This is a genomic window from Chryseobacterium vaccae (assembly GCF_009602705.1).
Lineage (GTDB): Bacteria > Bacteroidota > Bacteroidia > Flavobacteriales > Weeksellaceae > Chryseobacterium > Chryseobacterium vaccae.
The window spans coordinates 364,039-379,247 of record NZ_VSWH01000001.1 but is presented as its reverse complement, the minus strand read 5'-3'; the positions used below and the strand labels follow the sequence as shown (position 1 = coordinate 379,247).

Here is a 15,209-nt window from a genome sequence, read left to right as displayed (position 1 = left end):
AATGAATCTGTTAAAAAAACTAACAATCGCAACAAGTATCGCCGCCGCAAGTTTTGCCGGTTATGCTTATGGACAGGATTTCCAATGGAAAGAAGCAAAATCTAACGGTTATACGTACAAATATGTAACCAACGACCCTACTGCAGCAAGATATTACACGTTAAAAAACGGACTGACGGTTATTTTAAGTCCAACCAATAAAGACCCAAGAATCCAGGCTTACATCGCTACTAAAGCGGGAAGCAAAACCGATCCTGCGGATCATACGGGGCTAGCTCATTACTTGGAGCATATGCTTTTCAAAGGAACCGATAAATTCGGATCTAAAGACTGGGCAAAAGAAAAACCTTTATTAGACCAGATCGATGCACTTTATGAAAAGTACAACAAAACGACGGACGAGGCTAAGAGAAAAGAGATCTATAAAGAAATTGACAAAGTTTCCGGTGAAGCGGCTAAATATGCAATCGCCAACGAATACGATAAAATGATGACCGGAATGGGAGCTGAAGGAACCAATGCCTTCACTTCTTTTGAGCAGACCGTTTATACAGAAGACATTCCAGCCAATGTGATTGATAAGTTCTTAGCAGTACAATCCGAAAGGTTCAGACAGCCGGTTTTAAGACTTTTCCATACGGAACTTGAAGCGGTTTATGAAGAAAAAAATAGAACACTTGATGATGATGGTGATAAGGTGTTTGACATGATGTTCGCCAATCTTTTCCCGAATAATAACTACGGGAAGCAAACTACTATCGGAACCATTGAACACCTGAAAAACCCTTCTCTGAAAGCTATCAGAGATTATTTCAACAACTATTATGTTCCTAATAATATGGGGGTGATCATGTCCGGAGATTTCAATCCTGATGAAGTGATCGCAAAAATCGACAAAGCGTTTTCATTTATGAAGACCAAAGCAATCCCTGAATATAAGATAGGCCAGGAAAAACCAATTACCTCTCCTATTGTAAAAGAAGTAGTAGGCCCTAACCCTGAAAACGTAATGTTAGGCTTCAGATTTCCGGGCGCAACAACAAAAGATGCGAGATTGCTTAATCTTGTAGGAAATATGCTGACTAACGGACAAGCCGGATTAATTGACCTGGATCTGGTTAAAAAACAAAAATTACTGTCCGCTTTTGCCTCTGCTTATGCCTTAAAAGACTATTCTGTCCTGCTTATCCAGGGAAGACCCACTGAAGGACAGTCTCTGGATGAAGTGAAAGCACTTCTTCTTCAGGAGATAGATAAGCTGAGAAAAGGAGAATTCTCTGATGATCTTATTCAGTCTATTGTTAATAATGAAAAGAAAAACATTATCCAGAAGGATGAAAAATATTCTTCCAGAGCAGGCATTCTGATGGATGAGTTTACTTCTGGTATTGACCATAAGGTTTCTTTAGAATATGTAGACGAAATCTCTAAGCTGACGAAAAAAGACATTATGGATTTCGCCTCTAAATACCTTCAAAACAACAATTACGTTGCTGTTTATAAGAAAAAAGGGGAAGACAAGAGTATTGTAAAAGTAGACAAGCCAACGATTACCCCCGTTACAGTAAACAGAGAAGACCAGTCTCCTTTCCTTAAGAAGATTGATGAAATGCCGGAAAATGCAATTTCACCGATATGGCTGAACTATGATAAAGATATTGCCAAAAATAAGCTAGGAAACGTAGATGTACTTTCTGTAAAAAATACAGATAATGCTCTGTTCAGAATGTATTATCACTTCGATTCCGGAAAATGGAACAACAAAATCCTTCCTCTGGCGGCAGAATATCTTCAGTATCTGGGTACGAAAAACAAGTCTTCAGAAGAAATCAGTAAAGAATTCTACAAACTGGCATCAAGCTTTAACGTAATCGCCGGAAATGAAGAAACGTATGTATCTCTTGAAGGTCTGAATGAAAATTTTGAAAAAACAGCCGCTCTTTTCGAAGACCTGATTAAAAACAGCCAGGCAGATCAGAAAGCTTTAGATGCTTACAAAGCAAGACTTAAAAAAGCAAGAGCCAATGCCAAGCAGAATAAAGGGACGATCATGGCGGGACTTAGAAGCTATGCTCAGTACGGACCTCAAAACCCGTTCAATAACGTCTTAAGTGATGCAGAACTTGACGCATTGAAAGCCGAAGACCTGATTAATGTTCTTCATGATCTTTTCAATTTCAAACACAGAGTATTGTATTATGGACCGAAATCAGGAAATGAGGTGGTAGCTTCTTTAACTCCGGTTCATAAGCTTCCTGCTTCTTTGAAAGACTTGCCTAAAACAAAAACTTTTGTTCAGATCCCAACGGATAAAAACAAGGTATTATTCGCTCACTACGACATGGTACAGGCTGAAGTTTTCTGGGTAAGAAACGCGGATCAGTATAATTCATCCATTACTCCTACCGTTAACCTGTTCAACAGCTATTTCGGAGGCGGAATGGGGTCTATTGTATTCCAGACAATCAGAGAGTCTAAAGCACTGGCTTATTCAACTTATTCTTATTTTGCACTTCCGGGTAAGAAAGAAGACAAAGATGTTGTAATGGCTTATGTAGGAACTCAGGCTGATAAATTCAACGAATCTACAACAGCCATGAATGAGCTTTTAACTACTCTTCCAAAGTCTGAGCAGTTATTTGAAACAGCAAAAAGCGGATTGAAAAAATCGATTGCTTCCGAAAGAATTACCCAGGACGGTATCATCTTCTCTTATCTGAAAGCTCAGAAGCTTGGAAATAATTCCGATATCAGAAAGAATGTATACGAGCAGGCTCCAAAGCTTTCTTTTACTGACATCAATACTTTCCATGACAAAGAGATGAAAGGTAAAAGCTACACCTATTGTCTGGTTGCTTCACAAGATAAAGTAAACGAAGCCGATATGAAAAAACTCGGTGAAGTTAAAAAGCTTAATCTCAATGAAATATTTGGGTATTAAAATATAAAAGAAAAGTCCTGAAATCAGGGCTTTTTTCACATTTTACCGTCAAAAACAATTATAGATTTTATTTATCAACATTAACTTGATTGATAGATGAAATATTTTTATCTTTGCAACAGAAATTTAAATATAAAAACAGAAAATTATGTCTTTAGTAGGAAAAAAATTCCCAAATGTAACAATTGATGCAATGTCTGAAATGGGTGACGATCTTAGAATCAACATCCTTGAAGAAGCTACTTCCAACCAACAAAAAGTTCTTTTATTCTGGTATCCGAAAGATTTCACTTTCGTATGTCCTACTGAGCTTCACGCTTTCCAGGAGGCTTTAGGTGAATTCGAAAAAAGAAACACCAAAGTAATCGGAGCTTCTTGCGATACGAATGAAGTACACTTTGCATGGTTAAACACTCCAAAAGATAACGGAGGTATTGAAGGAGTAACTTACCCGCTTTTAGCTGATACTCACAGACAATTAGCAAATATCCTTGGAATCGTAGATCAGGATTTCGAATACAATGAAGATGGAGAGGAAACTTTCACAGGTTCTAATGTAACCTACAGAGCTACTTACCTTATCGACGAAACAGGAAAAATCTTCCACGAGGCTGTAAACGATATGCCATTAGGAAGAAACGTAAAGGAATTCTTAAGATTGATCGATGCTTACACGCACGTTCAGAAGCACGGTGAAGTTTGTCCTGCTAACTGGGAAGAGGGAAAAGATGCAATGAAAGCAGACAGAACTTCTACAGCAGAATACTTAGCTAAGAACTAAAATCAATTTAACAATCTAGTAATTTAACAATGTAACAATGCATCACTGTAGCAATAGATATTTTTATTGGTACATTGATACACTATTCAATTGTTACATTGTTAAATTTTAATTCTTAAAATTTAACCTATGTACACAGAATTAACTGAAGATACATTACAGAATATCGTAAATGACAACGAAAAAGTAGTTGTTCAATATGGCGCAACATGGTGCGGAAACTGCAGAATCATGAAGCCTAAATTCAAAAAATTAGCATCAGAAAACGAAGCCATTCCGTTTTTATATGTAGATGCAGAAAAACTTCCTGAAAGCAGAAAACTGGCTAAAGTAGACAACCTTCCGACGTTTGCTATTTTTAAAAACGGAGAGCTGGTTAACCAAGTACAATCTAACCAGGCAGAAAGTTTAATTAACCTTTTTAACGAATTATCATAATGAAGTTACCCGTAATCAGACAGTTTTATCAGAATCAGACTCCTGAGAATCTTGAGAAAACATTAGAGGTACTGGAAAGCTTCTGCGAATTCAGAGGAACCAGTGAAGAAGACCTTAATGTAGCAGGAGAATTAATTACCAATATCTGCGGTGCTTTAGAAGTACACGCTAATGTACAGAACGGAATGAGCGAAAAAGATGCCTTAAACTCTTTTGCACAGAAAGTACTGGGCTCAATCGACAAATAAATTTTGATTATTAGAGACTTAATAATTAAAAACATCCATAAAACACAATTTCTGAAAAACCCAATTGTTCCAATAAAATCCCGATGAATTGCCATCAGGATTTTTTGGGTTCCTGAAGACAAGGGTTATAATTTCTTCACAAATAACACAATCCAATCATTTAATTACATTGATCAGCAGGATTGATCTCATACTCTACTCCCTTTAGCTTTGAATCGAACAAAATACCTCGCTGATTTGGCAGATTGAGCAGATTTTTTTTATTGGAAAACGCTAAGGGACCTAAAAGTTTTTAATTATGATAATGTTTTTAGGGCGCAAGAAAATCAAAAATTCTCAGCAAAAAACTTTGCGTCGAAAAAATAGCTCGCAGATTTGACAGATGGTGCAGATTTTTTACCCAGGCTGAAAAGTTTATTACTGATCAATTTACAAGATAACATATAATTAGAAAAATAAATCAGACAGCCATCATTTGCATATTAGTAAAAGATTCGTGTATCTGTGGCAAGAAAAAATCCCGATGAAAATCATCAGGATTATATTATTAAGTTATGAAAAAAATGAGACCTTCAGCTCATTATTTCTCAAATTAGCTTCTTCTGCTCATTAAAATTCTCAGGATATACCAGAACAGCAACATAATAGATGCGAACAACTGTAAAGATGCTCCTACATACTGCCCTGTTGTATAGGTATTTTTAAGCTTACTGGTTTCATATAAAATGCTGGCAGAAGCCAAAAGCACCATTCCTACGGAGAACCAAAGACCAAGATTAAATCCGAAAATAGCTCCCGCTACAATCAGTCCAATGGCGATAAAACCTCCGATAACAATTATATTTCTCAAAAAAGAAAAATCTTTTTTTGACATAAAAGCAACCAGTGAAAGCCCTGCAAACATAGAAATGGTAAGCATAGCCGCCTGAAAGATTACGTTAACCCCTGCGGTATTAACAGCAATATAGATCAAGGGTAAAAAGATCACTGCTTCAAGTACAATATAAAATCCTAATCCTAAATATTGCGTAGATCTGCTCTGTGCAAGAGACCATTTATTAGCCAGAATAGAAGCCAGCCAGAATACTCCGATAATCAGTAACCAGGTATATTTCTGTCCGAACATCATAGCAATAAGCTCTGCCGGAACGGTTTTTAATAGAATAGTTTCAATCCCGATAAACGCAAGGACTGATAAAGCAACGTGTAAATACGTTTTCCTGTAAAAGTCTGCTTTTTCCACTTCCGAGGAATGAGCGACTAAAGAATCTGTCATCATAGTTAATATTTTTTTGTATCAAAAATAAATTATTTATTATTCATGGGCATTACCCCAAGAATTTTCCCATCTTCTTCAAATATCGCACTGACCACTTCTTTATTGGACGAATCTCCTGCATATTTATATTTTAGATTCGGATAGGCTTCATTATCCCCTGTTACATAATATCCGGCTTTCAGAATTTCCAGCTTTTTAGTATAATCAATGCCTTCTTTTACTTTTTTAAGGACATCATCAGTAACAATCTGCTTCACTTTATCAGAAAGCATAGCATCTATAACCTTACGGTCTGATACTTTTACTGCATCGAGAAATTTGATAAGGTTCTCATTAAACATCTTAGCCTTATCTTTACTCAGCTCAGTTGGTATTTCTTTTTTGGGACGTTCAACCGTTACGCCCGCTACTTTCTGAGCAAACATAAACGGAGCAGCAGCCAGTGCAAGTCCTAAAAATAATTTTTTCATAAGTTTTATTTTATTATTGGGTGAAATAAGTGAGTTAAGATACGAAAAATCATACCACTTCCAAAAATTTCATTGTATCCACATTATCAGCATAGGTATCCAGGGCTGGATGCTGCGCTTCCCCAAATGAAACAGAATCTAATCCCAGTTCATTTTTAGCCACTATACACTGAATATTTTCCGCATTTTCAGCTATAAATCTTTTAACATCATCCAAAGAAGCATATCTGCTGAAATTGATTACAGAAAGAGGACTGAAAAGCTTATCATCTTCTTTTAGCATCACAAAATTATTATCCCAGAACTTATCCTGGTTCAGAAGGTAAACCGCTCTGTTATAATCATAATTATTCGCGTATTTGTTATGATGAATAATATCCTGGAAGTGTAAGAAATTTTCAAAAAGCCGGTCAATCACAAAATCTTGTGGAATAAAAATACGGGTCACATTTCTACAGCCTAATCCGAAATAACGGAAAATATCTTCCGCCAGAAGTTGCAGTTCTTCATTGGTCTCATCACCTTTCAATACCGCAACTGAGGTTCTGTTTTTACGGATGATACTTGGATGATCTTTAAAATAATATTCAAGATACCTTGCCGTATTATTGCTTCCGGTAGCGATTACCGCATCAAAATTTTCTAACCTTTCTACCAGTTCAAACGAAACTAGCCCTCCTGAAAAATCATTCCATTTTTTCAACAGAAACGGAATCATGTATTTATCCTTTGAAGACAGTTTAATTACCGGAATATTACCGCTCAATACTACAGAGATCACATCATGAAATCCTACTAAAGGAATATTTCCGGCCAAAATAAGCCCTACTCTTTTTGGGTTCTTTGAAACTGAATAATTTTTAAGCCAGGCACTGATATTTTCTTCCGTAAGCAGTTCTGTCCACTGCTTAAAGGCAAATTTCTGATTATCAAGAGTAAACCACGGATTCTCAATTTCCGATTTTTTCAGCAATAATTCAAATTCTGCATCACTTTCATTCTCATTGTTCTGATCCTTTGTCAGAAACGTTTTTATATAGTCACTTAACTTAATAAGTCCTAAAACTTGATTTTCGGTATTCATAATTACTTTACAATTGGGGAATATTTTGTAATTTTGTGCAAATTTAAAAAAAATTAGCGATGGCTATTAAAATAACTGATGAATGCATTAACTGTGGGGCCTGCGAGCCGGAATGCCCGAATAATGCAATATATGAAGGAGCCGTAGATTGGAAAGCTTCTGAAGGTACTACCCTTCAAGGAACTGTAACACTGCCTTCGGGATTGACGGTTGATGCCAATGATCCACAGGAACCGGTAAGTGATGATGTTTATTTCATTGTTACCGACAAATGTACGGAATGCAAAGGGTTCCATGAAGAACCTCAGTGTGCTGCGGTATGCCCTGTAGACTGCTGCGTTCCGGATGAGGATCATGTAGAATCAGAAGAAGCCCTGCTTAATAAAAAAGCATTTTTACACGGTGAATAAAAAACGCCGTCTCATGACGATGAGACGGTTTTTTTTACTATAAATATCAAGAAATCTAGTAAAATTTTAATAATGAAACCGCAAGTCTGTTCTTGCACAACCAAAAAACAACACTATGAGCAAAAAGCATAATTTCAGCGCAGGACCATGCATTTTACCTCAGGAGGTATTCGAAAAATCGGCACAGGCCATTCTTGATTTTAATGGAATTGGACTTTCCCTTTTGGAAATTTCCCACAGAAGCAAGGATTTTGTAGCGGTAATGGATGAAGCACGTGCTATCGTAAAAAGGCTGATGAACCTTGGAGATGATTATGAAGTTCTTTATTTAGGAAGCGGTGCCAGCATGCAGTTTGCAATGGTTCCCTACAATCTTTTGAAAACAGACGGTAAAGCAGCCTATCTGGACACCGGAACCTGGGCAGCAGGAGCCATTAAAGAAGCTAAAAAATTAGGAACTGTTGATGTGGTAGACTCTTCCAAAGAAGAAAACTATTCATTCATTCCAAAAAATTATACTGTAGGTTCGGAGTACGACTATTTCCACTGTACCTCCAACAATACGATTTACGGAACCCAGATGAAATCTTTCCCTGAAGTAGATACGCTGATGGTATGTGATATGAGTTCTGACATTTTCTCAAGACAACTCGACTTTTCAAAATTCGACCTTATCTATGCCGGAGCTCAGAAAAATATGGGACCTGCGGGCGTAACCCTTGTGGTGATAAAAAAAGAGATCCTTGGAAAAACAGGAAGAGAAAATATGCTTTCCATGCTGGATTATTCGCAGCACATTTCTAAAGAATCCATGTACAATACCCCTCCGGTATTCCCAATTTATGCATCTCTTCTTACCTTACAGTATCTTGAGAGAAACGGAGGAATTGCTGCTGCTGAAGAGAGAAATGAAGCCAAAGCGAAATTATTATATGATGAAATAGACAGTAATCCATTGTTTGAAACCTTCTGCGTAAAAGAAGACCGTTCTCTGATGAATGTTTCTTTTAAATTAACAGACGAGAGCAAAAAAGAAGAGTTTGACAATGCCTGGAAAGCTGCAGGAATCAGCGGACTGAACGGACACAGAAGTCTGGGAGGTTACAGAGCCAGCCTTTACAACGCACTACCAATTGAAAGCGTACAGGTATTGGTGGATGTTATGAAATCGATCAGGTAATTATTTAAGCATTAAAAAAATTCAAAGATTGAAAGATTTAAGGCAGTTCATTTAAATTTATTAATTTGCGGCCCGATTTAAATTTTTTAAATAATTAAATTTTTCAATCTTTAAATCCAATAACACATGAAAGTTTTAGCAAACGACGGAATCTCAAAAACAGGAGAACTGGCACTTAAAGAGGCAGGAATTGAAGTTCTGCCCAACAGAGTGGCCCAGGATCACGTTATTAATTTTATTAATGAAAATAACGTAGATGTTCTTTTAGTGAGAAGCGCAACGAAAGTAAAACAAGATCTGATTGATGCCTGTCCTGGTCTGCAGATTATCGGACGTGGAGGTATCGGAATGGATAATATTGATGTAGAGTATGCCAAAAGCAAAGGGATTAAAGTGATCAATACTCCTACAGCCTCTTCAAAATCAGTAGCGGAACTTGTTTTCGGACATTTTTTTGCACTGGCAAGATTCCTTCATGAATCGAACAGGCTGATGCCGCTGGAAGGAGAAACTCATTTCAATGCAATGAAAAAATCTTTCAGCAAAGCTTATGAACTTTCAGGAAAAACACTGGGAGTAATTGGCTTCGGAAGCATTGGACAGGAAGTTGTGAAAATAGGTATAGCTTTAGGGATGAAGATCAAAGTACTTACCAAGAACCCGAAAACAAAAAAGCTTACCCTGGATTTTTTTGACGGACAAAGCCTCAACTTTGAGATTACTTCCACCAATGATATGGATGCTTTTCTTAAAGACACAGACTTTATCAGTATCAATACTCCAAAGACGAGCGAATATATCATAGACACGCCTCAGTTTGAAAAAATGAAAGACGGAGTCTACATTGTAAACACTGCAAGAGGCGGAGTGATCAATGAAGTAACACTGATTGATTTCATCGAGTCGGAAAAAGTAGCCGGAGCAGCACTGGACGTTTTTGAAAACGAACCCAGCCCGGAACTTCCCTTACTGATGAATCCTGCATTATCCCTTTCCCCTCACATAGGCGGAAATACAGTGGATGCACAGGAAAAAATCGGTGCTGAACTTGCGGAACAAATTATTAAGCTACAAAAAGAAACTATAAGATAAATATGCCTATTTTCAAACCTTTCCGTGGAATAAGACCTCATAAAGACCTTGAGAGCACTTTCCCTACCCACCCTCTGGATAATTTTACTCAGGAGGAAATTACGGAGAAAGCTCAGATAGAGAATACTTACATCAATATGATAAAACCATATGTTGTGAGTAAATCCAAAGATATCGACCGGAACTTACGAAAGATCCGTTCTACATTTGAAGAGCTTCTGGATGATAAAAAACTCGTTCAGGACAATTCTGCGTACTATCTTTATGAGCAGATCTATCCCAACAAACAAATTTTCAGAGGCTTGCTTGGGCTTGCCAGTATTGAAGATTTCTGGAACGGAAAGATCAAAAGACACGAAAGCACCATTCCTCAGAAAAAAGAAAAGCTGGCTCATTATCTGGAAAAAGTAAGCCTGCAGGCAGAACCTGTTCTCCTTACCTACCCTTCCAATTCCAAGATTGAGCTTCTGATGAATCATGAGGAAAAAAACGTTCCTATTTTCAACCATGTCGATTCTATCGGGATCAGACATAAAATCTGGAGAATAGATAACCGCCTGAAACTTCAGCAGTTCAAAGAAGTGATCGATCAGATTGATTCATTCTATATTGCGGACGGCCACCACAGGATTGGCTCTACAGCATTGAACGCCAAACATCATAAAGAAAAGAATAAAAAACATAACGGAACAGAGGCATATAATTTCGTTTACAGTTTTATTGTTTCCAACCAATCGATCAAGATCCATGATTACAACAGAATTCTGAGTGACCTGAATGGTCTTTCAAGCGAAGAATTTTTAAAAAAGCTGGAAGAGTACTTCCTGATCCATGAAAAGGGTGAGGCATCATACTTTCCTTCACAAAAATTCCATATTTCAATGTATCTGGATGGTAAGTTTTATTCACTTCACGTTAAGCACGATCTTCGTTCAAAGGAAATGTCTCTGGACAATCTGGATCACCACCTGCTTGATAAATATATTTTTAAAAGCGTCCTGAAAATAGAAGATCCTGACAGTTCTGAAAAGATTACCTATGTAAAAGGAACCTCAAACATTCAGGGAATCAATATTTTAAAAGAAAAGGTAGAAAGCGGTGAAGGCAAGGTAGGCTTCGGAATCTATCCTGTAAGTTTCAACGATATGATTAAAATTTCAGATCTGAAACTCAGCATGCCTCCAAAATGTACATTCATTGAACCGAAATTGGTTACAGCACTGTTAATGTATGACATGAAACCTTAATAAATTCCTATTTTTTCCCTACTTTTATCATCGGAAAAAGAAAGGTAAATAAAAAATGAAAAAAATCTTCATTATACTTCCACTCTTTTTGAGTGGATTTTTATTTTCTCAAAAAAAACCACAGAAAAAACCTGCCGGTAGAACATCAATTCCTGTAAAATTAAATTACCACGACGAATTTAAAAAGATCTCGGACGAGATCATGACCAATGGCAGGGCTTATGATAACCTTGGAGAGCTCACAAAAGGGGTCGGACCGCGTTTCAGCGCTACTCCCGGCTATGCCAAAGCAGTAGAATGGGCAGAAAAAAAGTTCAAAGAAATTGGTATTGATATGATCTGGAGACAAGAGGCCAAAGCTCCTGTCTGGATCAGGGGAAAAGAATCTTTACAGATAAAAACAGGAAATGGAGACTGGAAAAATATCAGAATGCTTTCTTTCGGAAACTCTGAAGGAACAGGTGGAAAGGATCTGACAGGGGAAATTGTTTTAATAAATTCAACGTCAGAACTTAATGCAATGTCAATAGGCCAGTTAAAAGACAAAATAGTTTTCGTGAACGTGCCTATGGACCCGAAAATCATCAACACCAGCGACTCCTATTTACTTACTGCAAAATCAAAATTGATTTCTGCTTCCGTTATTGCTAAAACCGGTGCAAAAGCATTAATTATAAGATCATTAACAACAGCGAATGATGATACCCCTCATGCTAAAATGATTTATTATGAACCTGATGACAAAATTAAAATTCCTGCTTTATCAATAGGGGTAAGATCAGCAGATGAGCTGGAAAAAACATTAAAAAAGCAGAAAGTTACGGCTAAAATCAACATGACCGCAGAATCAAAAGGAGATGCAACAAATCCAAATATTATTGCTGAAATTCAGGGTAAAAAAGATTCTAAAGTCATTGTTTTAGGCGCTCAGCTTGATTCGTGGGATATTAGTGAAGGCGCTATTGATGATGGAACCGGGGTTGTTCAGTGTATCGAAGTTTTAAGAACATTGAAAGCCCTTGGATATGAAAACAATCACACCATCCGGGTAGTTTTGTTTGCCAACAGTGAAAACGGAGGACAGGGCCGCGAAATGTATGCTGCTTATGTGAAAAAGAAAGAAGAAAGGCATGTATTTGCCTTAGGAACAGATGCCGGAGGTTATTCTCCACGGGGATTTTCTTTAGATATGTCACCACAGAGAAGAAGACTGGTTTATCCCTGGAAAGAATATTTTCTTCCTTACGGCGTTTATGATTTCGACCAAACCGATGCTGTTCAGGATATTTCCCCTTTGAAAAAACAGGATATTCCTTTAGCAGAACTTGTTGTAGATACTCAAAGATATTTCGATTACCATCATTCTGAACAGGATACTTTCGACAAAGTGAATAAAAGAGAACTTCTTCTTGGAGCCGTTGTAATCACACAAATGATTTTTATGGTTGATAAAAACTGGTAATATGAAAAATCCGAAATAACTGCCGACGCTAAAGTGATGACACAACTTATTTATATGATTGATAAAAATTGGTAACAATGAAAAAGATATTAGGAACCTCATTATTAATTTTTGGAATGGCTGTTTTCGGCCAGTCTAAGGAAGATTCCATACAATTCAGTAAAATTTCCATAGAGATATTGAACCATGGGAAAGGTTATGAAGATCTGAGAGATCTGACTAAAAACATCGGACACCGTTTGAGTGGCTCCAAAGCTTATGACCAATCCGTAAAATGGGCTGAACAGAAACTCCGTGAGGCCGGAGCTGATAAAGTATGGCTTCAGGAAGTGATGATTCCGGTCTGGGAAAGAGGTAAAGAATCATTACACATTAAAGCCGCAGACGGAAAGTGGAAAAGCCTGAAAATGCTTTCCCTTGGAAATTCTGAAGGTACGGGCGGAAAAGATGTATCTGGAGAGATCATCATGGTGAAATCTATGGAGGAATATGAAAAACTCCCGGCAGAAAAGGTAAAAGATAAGATTGTATTTTTCAACTACCCTTTCAGCCAGTCTTTTGTAGAAACCTTCAGAGGGTATGGTGATGCCGCAAAATACAGAGTAAATGCAGCTACTTTAACCGCTAAAAAAGGTGGAAAATTTGCCATTATCAGATCTTTATCCTCTGCATTTGATGACGTACCTCACACAGGGGCCATGCGCTATGAAGACAAGATCACCAAAGTTCCGGCTGCTGCAATCGGGAACACAACGGCCGACGAACTGGAAGCATTATTGAAAAAACAGAAAGTTACCGCCAAGCTTAATTCCAATTGCGGAATGAAGGGTGAAAAGCTCTCCCACTCCGTTATTGGTGAAATTACCGGTAAAAAAGACAACAGCGTGATTGTTGTAGGTGGACATCTTGACTCATGGGATGTAGGCGAAGGGGCTCATGATGATGGAGCCGGAATTGTACAGAGTATTGAGGTATTAAGAACTTTCAAAAAACTGGGTATCCAGAACAACCATACCATCAGAGCAGTATGTTTTGCCAATGAAGAAAATGGCTTAAAAGGTGGTCTTCAGTACGGAAAAACAGTGAAAGAGAAAAATGAAAAACATCTTTTTGCCATAGAGTCTGATGCAGGAGGTTTTACCCCAAGAGGCATTGCTTTAGAAATGGATGATGCCAAAAGAAACCAGATCAAAAGCTGGACAAAATTATTCTTCCCTTACGGTGTTTATAATTTTGAAGGTGTATATTCAGGAGCAGACATCTCTCCGCTTCAGCAGATGGGGGTACCAACAGCAGAACTTGTTCCGGATTCTCAGAGATATTTTGACATTCATCATACGGAAGAAGATACTTTTGAAAAGGTAAACCGCAGAGAACTTCTTTTAGGAGCATCTGCGATGACACAGCTTATTTATATGATTGATAAGAACTGGTAAATTGCCATTTTAGCTAAATTGCGTTCAAATATATCTAGATTTGTTTGAACGCAATTTCTTTATAATTGATTTTTTTAATGCTCAGTCAAACAGATTTTTATAGGTTTTGGCTAAAGACAATGGATTGTTTTTTATTATTTGGGCGGACTAAAGTCCGCCTCTATTGAATAAATTCTAAGAATTACATGTGTTCTCGTAGATTTGGCTGATAGCACAAATTTATTTTTGGCATCAAAAAAAAGTGATTTTAATCTTATGCGAGAATGATTTATCTAAACACATTTTGCTCCGAAAATCTGCCTGACCTGCCCAATCTGCGAGCAAATAAAAAATCGCATCCAAATAAACTAAAATACTCACTACCTTTTTAATTCTTTCATTATTCTTTTGTATTTAAACCGATAAAGAAAACTTTTCCAGGCATGTCTGAAACCTCCTCCAGATTCCCAGTTGACATCAAATTTCCCACCTTCTGAAGCGTAAAAAGGCAAAGCTATTTTAGCATGAAGCATGGGTTGGCTATCCTTTACCGTTTCAAAATAATCAGGCTCAAAATTTGATTTTCTGTAATACTGGATCTCAATAATCGTTTCATTTCTGAATGCTCTGAAGATATATAAATTGATATCATAAAGATCATCATACTCTTTCTTCAACATTTCAACAGCAGATTCCAACGATAATAATTTCTTAGAATTATTCACCTTATTCCTCAACATACTCCTCTCAAAAGAATTGGCCCCCTTAAACTCATTAAAGTCAGACACAATAAAACCTATATTGGGAGAAATTGTATTCCAAGAGCAGTCTTTTGCGTGTGTTAAAAGACTTCCCAAAGAATTATTTATATCCTCTTTTATACTTTCAAAAGTCATTATATATTGTACTTAAACCTATGATATTTAAAGTTAATTAAAATAAATATAGGCAAAAAAATCACTTTGGCATGAAATTAGCTACTAAAACAATGAAAAAAAATTGTTAAAACACAACGATGAAAAAGGTTTTCTGCGGAATTTCAGTTTCCGCTGGGCCAGATTAAGGCGGTTCCTATATTTTTATATGATCCTTTTTCTTTAGATGCCGTATGCACAGGAAAAGATAGTTAACTATCAATTCCATTACGATGAATGCTGTGTAC

Annotated in this window: 14 protein-coding genes; 10 read left to right on the top strand and 4 right to left on the bottom strand. The window is 37.1% G+C overall.

Features of this window, described 5'->3' with window-relative positions; translation table 11 throughout:
* Position 1 precedes the first annotated feature (1 nt).
* From FW768_RS01680 to FW768_RS01665, 4 genes are all read left to right on the top strand, one after another.
* Positions 2-2,941, top strand: a complete 2,940-nt coding sequence (locus tag FW768_RS01680) for a M16 family metallopeptidase (RefSeq protein WP_153391808.1) — start codon at positions 2-4, stop codon at positions 2,939-2,941.
* Between the two features lie 148 nt (positions 2,942-3,089).
* Positions 3,090-3,722, top strand: a complete 633-nt coding sequence (locus FW768_RS01675; RefSeq protein WP_153391806.1) for a peroxiredoxin — start codon at positions 3,090-3,092, stop codon at positions 3,720-3,722.
* A 129-nt stretch (positions 3,723-3,851) separates the two neighbouring features.
* A complete protein-coding gene (locus tag FW768_RS01670) occupies positions 3,852-4,160 on the top strand; it encodes a thioredoxin family protein (protein WP_062699051.1) in 309 nt (102 codons plus the stop codon).
* Complete coding sequence (locus tag FW768_RS01665) at positions 4,160-4,408, top strand: DUF6952 family protein (RefSeq protein WP_002980002.1); 249 nt, start codon at positions 4,160-4,162, stop codon at positions 4,406-4,408. The genes FW768_RS01670 and FW768_RS01665 overlap by 1 nt, the downstream gene beginning before the upstream one ends.
* Positions 4,409-5,000: 592 nt before the next feature.
* Here the strand turns inward: FW768_RS01665 and FW768_RS01660 are convergent.
* From FW768_RS01660 to FW768_RS01650, 3 genes are read right to left on the bottom strand one after another with little or no spacing between them, the layout of a single operon-like run.
* Positions 5,001-5,687, bottom strand: coding sequence for a Bax inhibitor-1/YccA family protein (locus FW768_RS01660; protein ID WP_153391804.1), 687 nt, complete (start codon positions 5,685-5,687; stop codon positions 5,001-5,003).
* A 29-nt stretch (positions 5,688-5,716) separates the two neighbouring features.
* Positions 5,717-6,157, bottom strand: coding sequence for a peptidylprolyl isomerase (locus tag FW768_RS01655; protein ID WP_185151920.1), 441 nt, complete (start codon positions 6,155-6,157; stop codon positions 5,717-5,719).
* Between the two features lie 49 nt (positions 6,158-6,206).
* The gene (locus FW768_RS01650; protein WP_153391800.1) at positions 6,207-7,241 is read right to left on the bottom strand and encodes an acyl-CoA reductase; all 1,035 of its coding nucleotides are present in this window, start codon (positions 7,239-7,241) and stop codon (positions 6,207-6,209) included.
* 59 nt (positions 7,242-7,300) lie between these two features.
* Here FW768_RS01650 and FW768_RS01645 point away from each other — a divergent pair, with 59 nt between their 5' ends.
* From FW768_RS01645 to FW768_RS01620, 6 genes are all read left to right on the top strand, one after another.
* Positions 7,301-7,651 (top strand): 4Fe-4S binding protein, encoded by a 351-nt coding sequence (locus FW768_RS01645; RefSeq protein ID WP_062699046.1) that lies wholly within the window; start codon positions 7,301-7,303, stop codon positions 7,649-7,651.
* Positions 7,652-7,766: 115 nt separating this feature from the next.
* On the top strand, positions 7,767-8,831 hold the full coding sequence (gene serC, locus FW768_RS01640) for a 3-phosphoserine/phosphohydroxythreonine transaminase (protein WP_153391798.1): 1,065 nt from the start codon (positions 7,767-7,769) through the stop codon (positions 8,829-8,831).
* Between the two features lie 126 nt (positions 8,832-8,957).
* Positions 8,958-9,923, top strand: a complete 966-nt coding sequence (locus FW768_RS01635; RefSeq protein WP_153391796.1) for a D-2-hydroxyacid dehydrogenase — start codon at positions 8,958-8,960, stop codon at positions 9,921-9,923.
* A gap of 2 nt (positions 9,924-9,925) precedes the next feature.
* Positions 9,926-11,170 carry a DUF1015 domain-containing protein gene (locus FW768_RS01630; RefSeq protein ID WP_153391794.1) on the top strand — a complete coding sequence of 415 codons (1,245 nt, stop codon included), beginning with the start codon at positions 9,926-9,928 and terminating at the stop codon, positions 11,168-11,170.
* 55 nt (positions 11,171-11,225) lie between these two features.
* Positions 11,226-12,632: a M28 family peptidase gene (locus FW768_RS01625; RefSeq protein ID WP_153391792.1), complete on the top strand. Its 1,407-nt coding sequence runs from the start codon at positions 11,226-11,228 to the stop codon at positions 12,630-12,632.
* 77 nt (positions 12,633-12,709) lie between these two features.
* Positions 12,710-14,068 carry a M28 family peptidase gene (locus FW768_RS01620; protein WP_153391790.1) on the top strand — a complete coding sequence of 453 codons (1,359 nt, stop codon included), beginning with the start codon at positions 12,710-12,712 and terminating at the stop codon, positions 14,066-14,068.
* 359 nt (positions 14,069-14,427) lie between these two features.
* Here FW768_RS01620 and FW768_RS01615 read toward each other — a convergent pair whose 3' ends face one another.
* Positions 14,428-14,943, bottom strand: coding sequence for a hypothetical protein (locus FW768_RS01615; RefSeq protein ID WP_153391789.1), 516 nt, complete (start codon positions 14,941-14,943; stop codon positions 14,428-14,430).
* Positions 14,944-15,209 lie beyond the last annotated feature (266 nt).

What these genes read in the sequence shown, in the direction of transcription:
- FW768_RS01680 (WP_153391808.1), top strand. Translation starts at nt 2, where the DNA reads ATGAATCTGTTAAAAAAACTAACAATCGCAACAAGTATCGCCGCCGCA.
- FW768_RS01675 (WP_153391806.1), top strand. Translation starts at nt 3,090, where the DNA reads ATGTCTTTAGTAGGAAAAAAATTCCCAAATGTAACAATTGATGCAATG.
- FW768_RS01670 (WP_062699051.1), top strand. Translation starts at nt 3,852, where the DNA reads ATGTACACAGAATTAACTGAAGATACATTACAGAATATCGTAAATGAC.
- FW768_RS01665 (WP_002980002.1), top strand. Translation starts at nt 4,160, where the DNA reads ATGAAGTTACCCGTAATCAGACAGTTTTATCAGAATCAGACTCCTGAG.
- FW768_RS01660 (WP_153391804.1), bottom strand. Translation starts at nt 5,687, where the DNA reads ATGATGACAGATTCTTTAGTCGCTCATTCCTCGGAAGTGGAAAAAGCA.
- FW768_RS01655 (WP_185151920.1), bottom strand. Translation starts at nt 6,157, where the DNA reads ATGAAAAAATTATTTTTAGGACTTGCACTGGCTGCTGCTCCGTTTATG.
- FW768_RS01650 (WP_153391800.1), bottom strand. Translation starts at nt 7,241, where the DNA reads ATGAATACCGAAAATCAAGTTTTAGGACTTATTAAGTTAAGTGACTAT.
- FW768_RS01645 (WP_062699046.1), top strand. Translation starts at nt 7,301, where the DNA reads ATGGCTATTAAAATAACTGATGAATGCATTAACTGTGGGGCCTGCGAG.
- serC (WP_153391798.1), top strand. Translation starts at nt 7,767, where the DNA reads ATGAGCAAAAAGCATAATTTCAGCGCAGGACCATGCATTTTACCTCAG.
- FW768_RS01635 (WP_153391796.1), top strand. Translation starts at nt 8,958, where the DNA reads ATGAAAGTTTTAGCAAACGACGGAATCTCAAAAACAGGAGAACTGGCA.
- FW768_RS01630 (WP_153391794.1), top strand. Translation starts at nt 9,926, where the DNA reads ATGCCTATTTTCAAACCTTTCCGTGGAATAAGACCTCATAAAGACCTT.
- FW768_RS01625 (WP_153391792.1), top strand. Translation starts at nt 11,226, where the DNA reads ATGAAAAAAATCTTCATTATACTTCCACTCTTTTTGAGTGGATTTTTA.
- FW768_RS01620 (WP_153391790.1), top strand. Translation starts at nt 12,710, where the DNA reads ATGAAAAAGATATTAGGAACCTCATTATTAATTTTTGGAATGGCTGTT.
- FW768_RS01615 (WP_153391789.1), bottom strand. Translation starts at nt 14,943, where the DNA reads ATGACTTTTGAAAGTATAAAAGAGGATATAAATAATTCTTTGGGAAGT.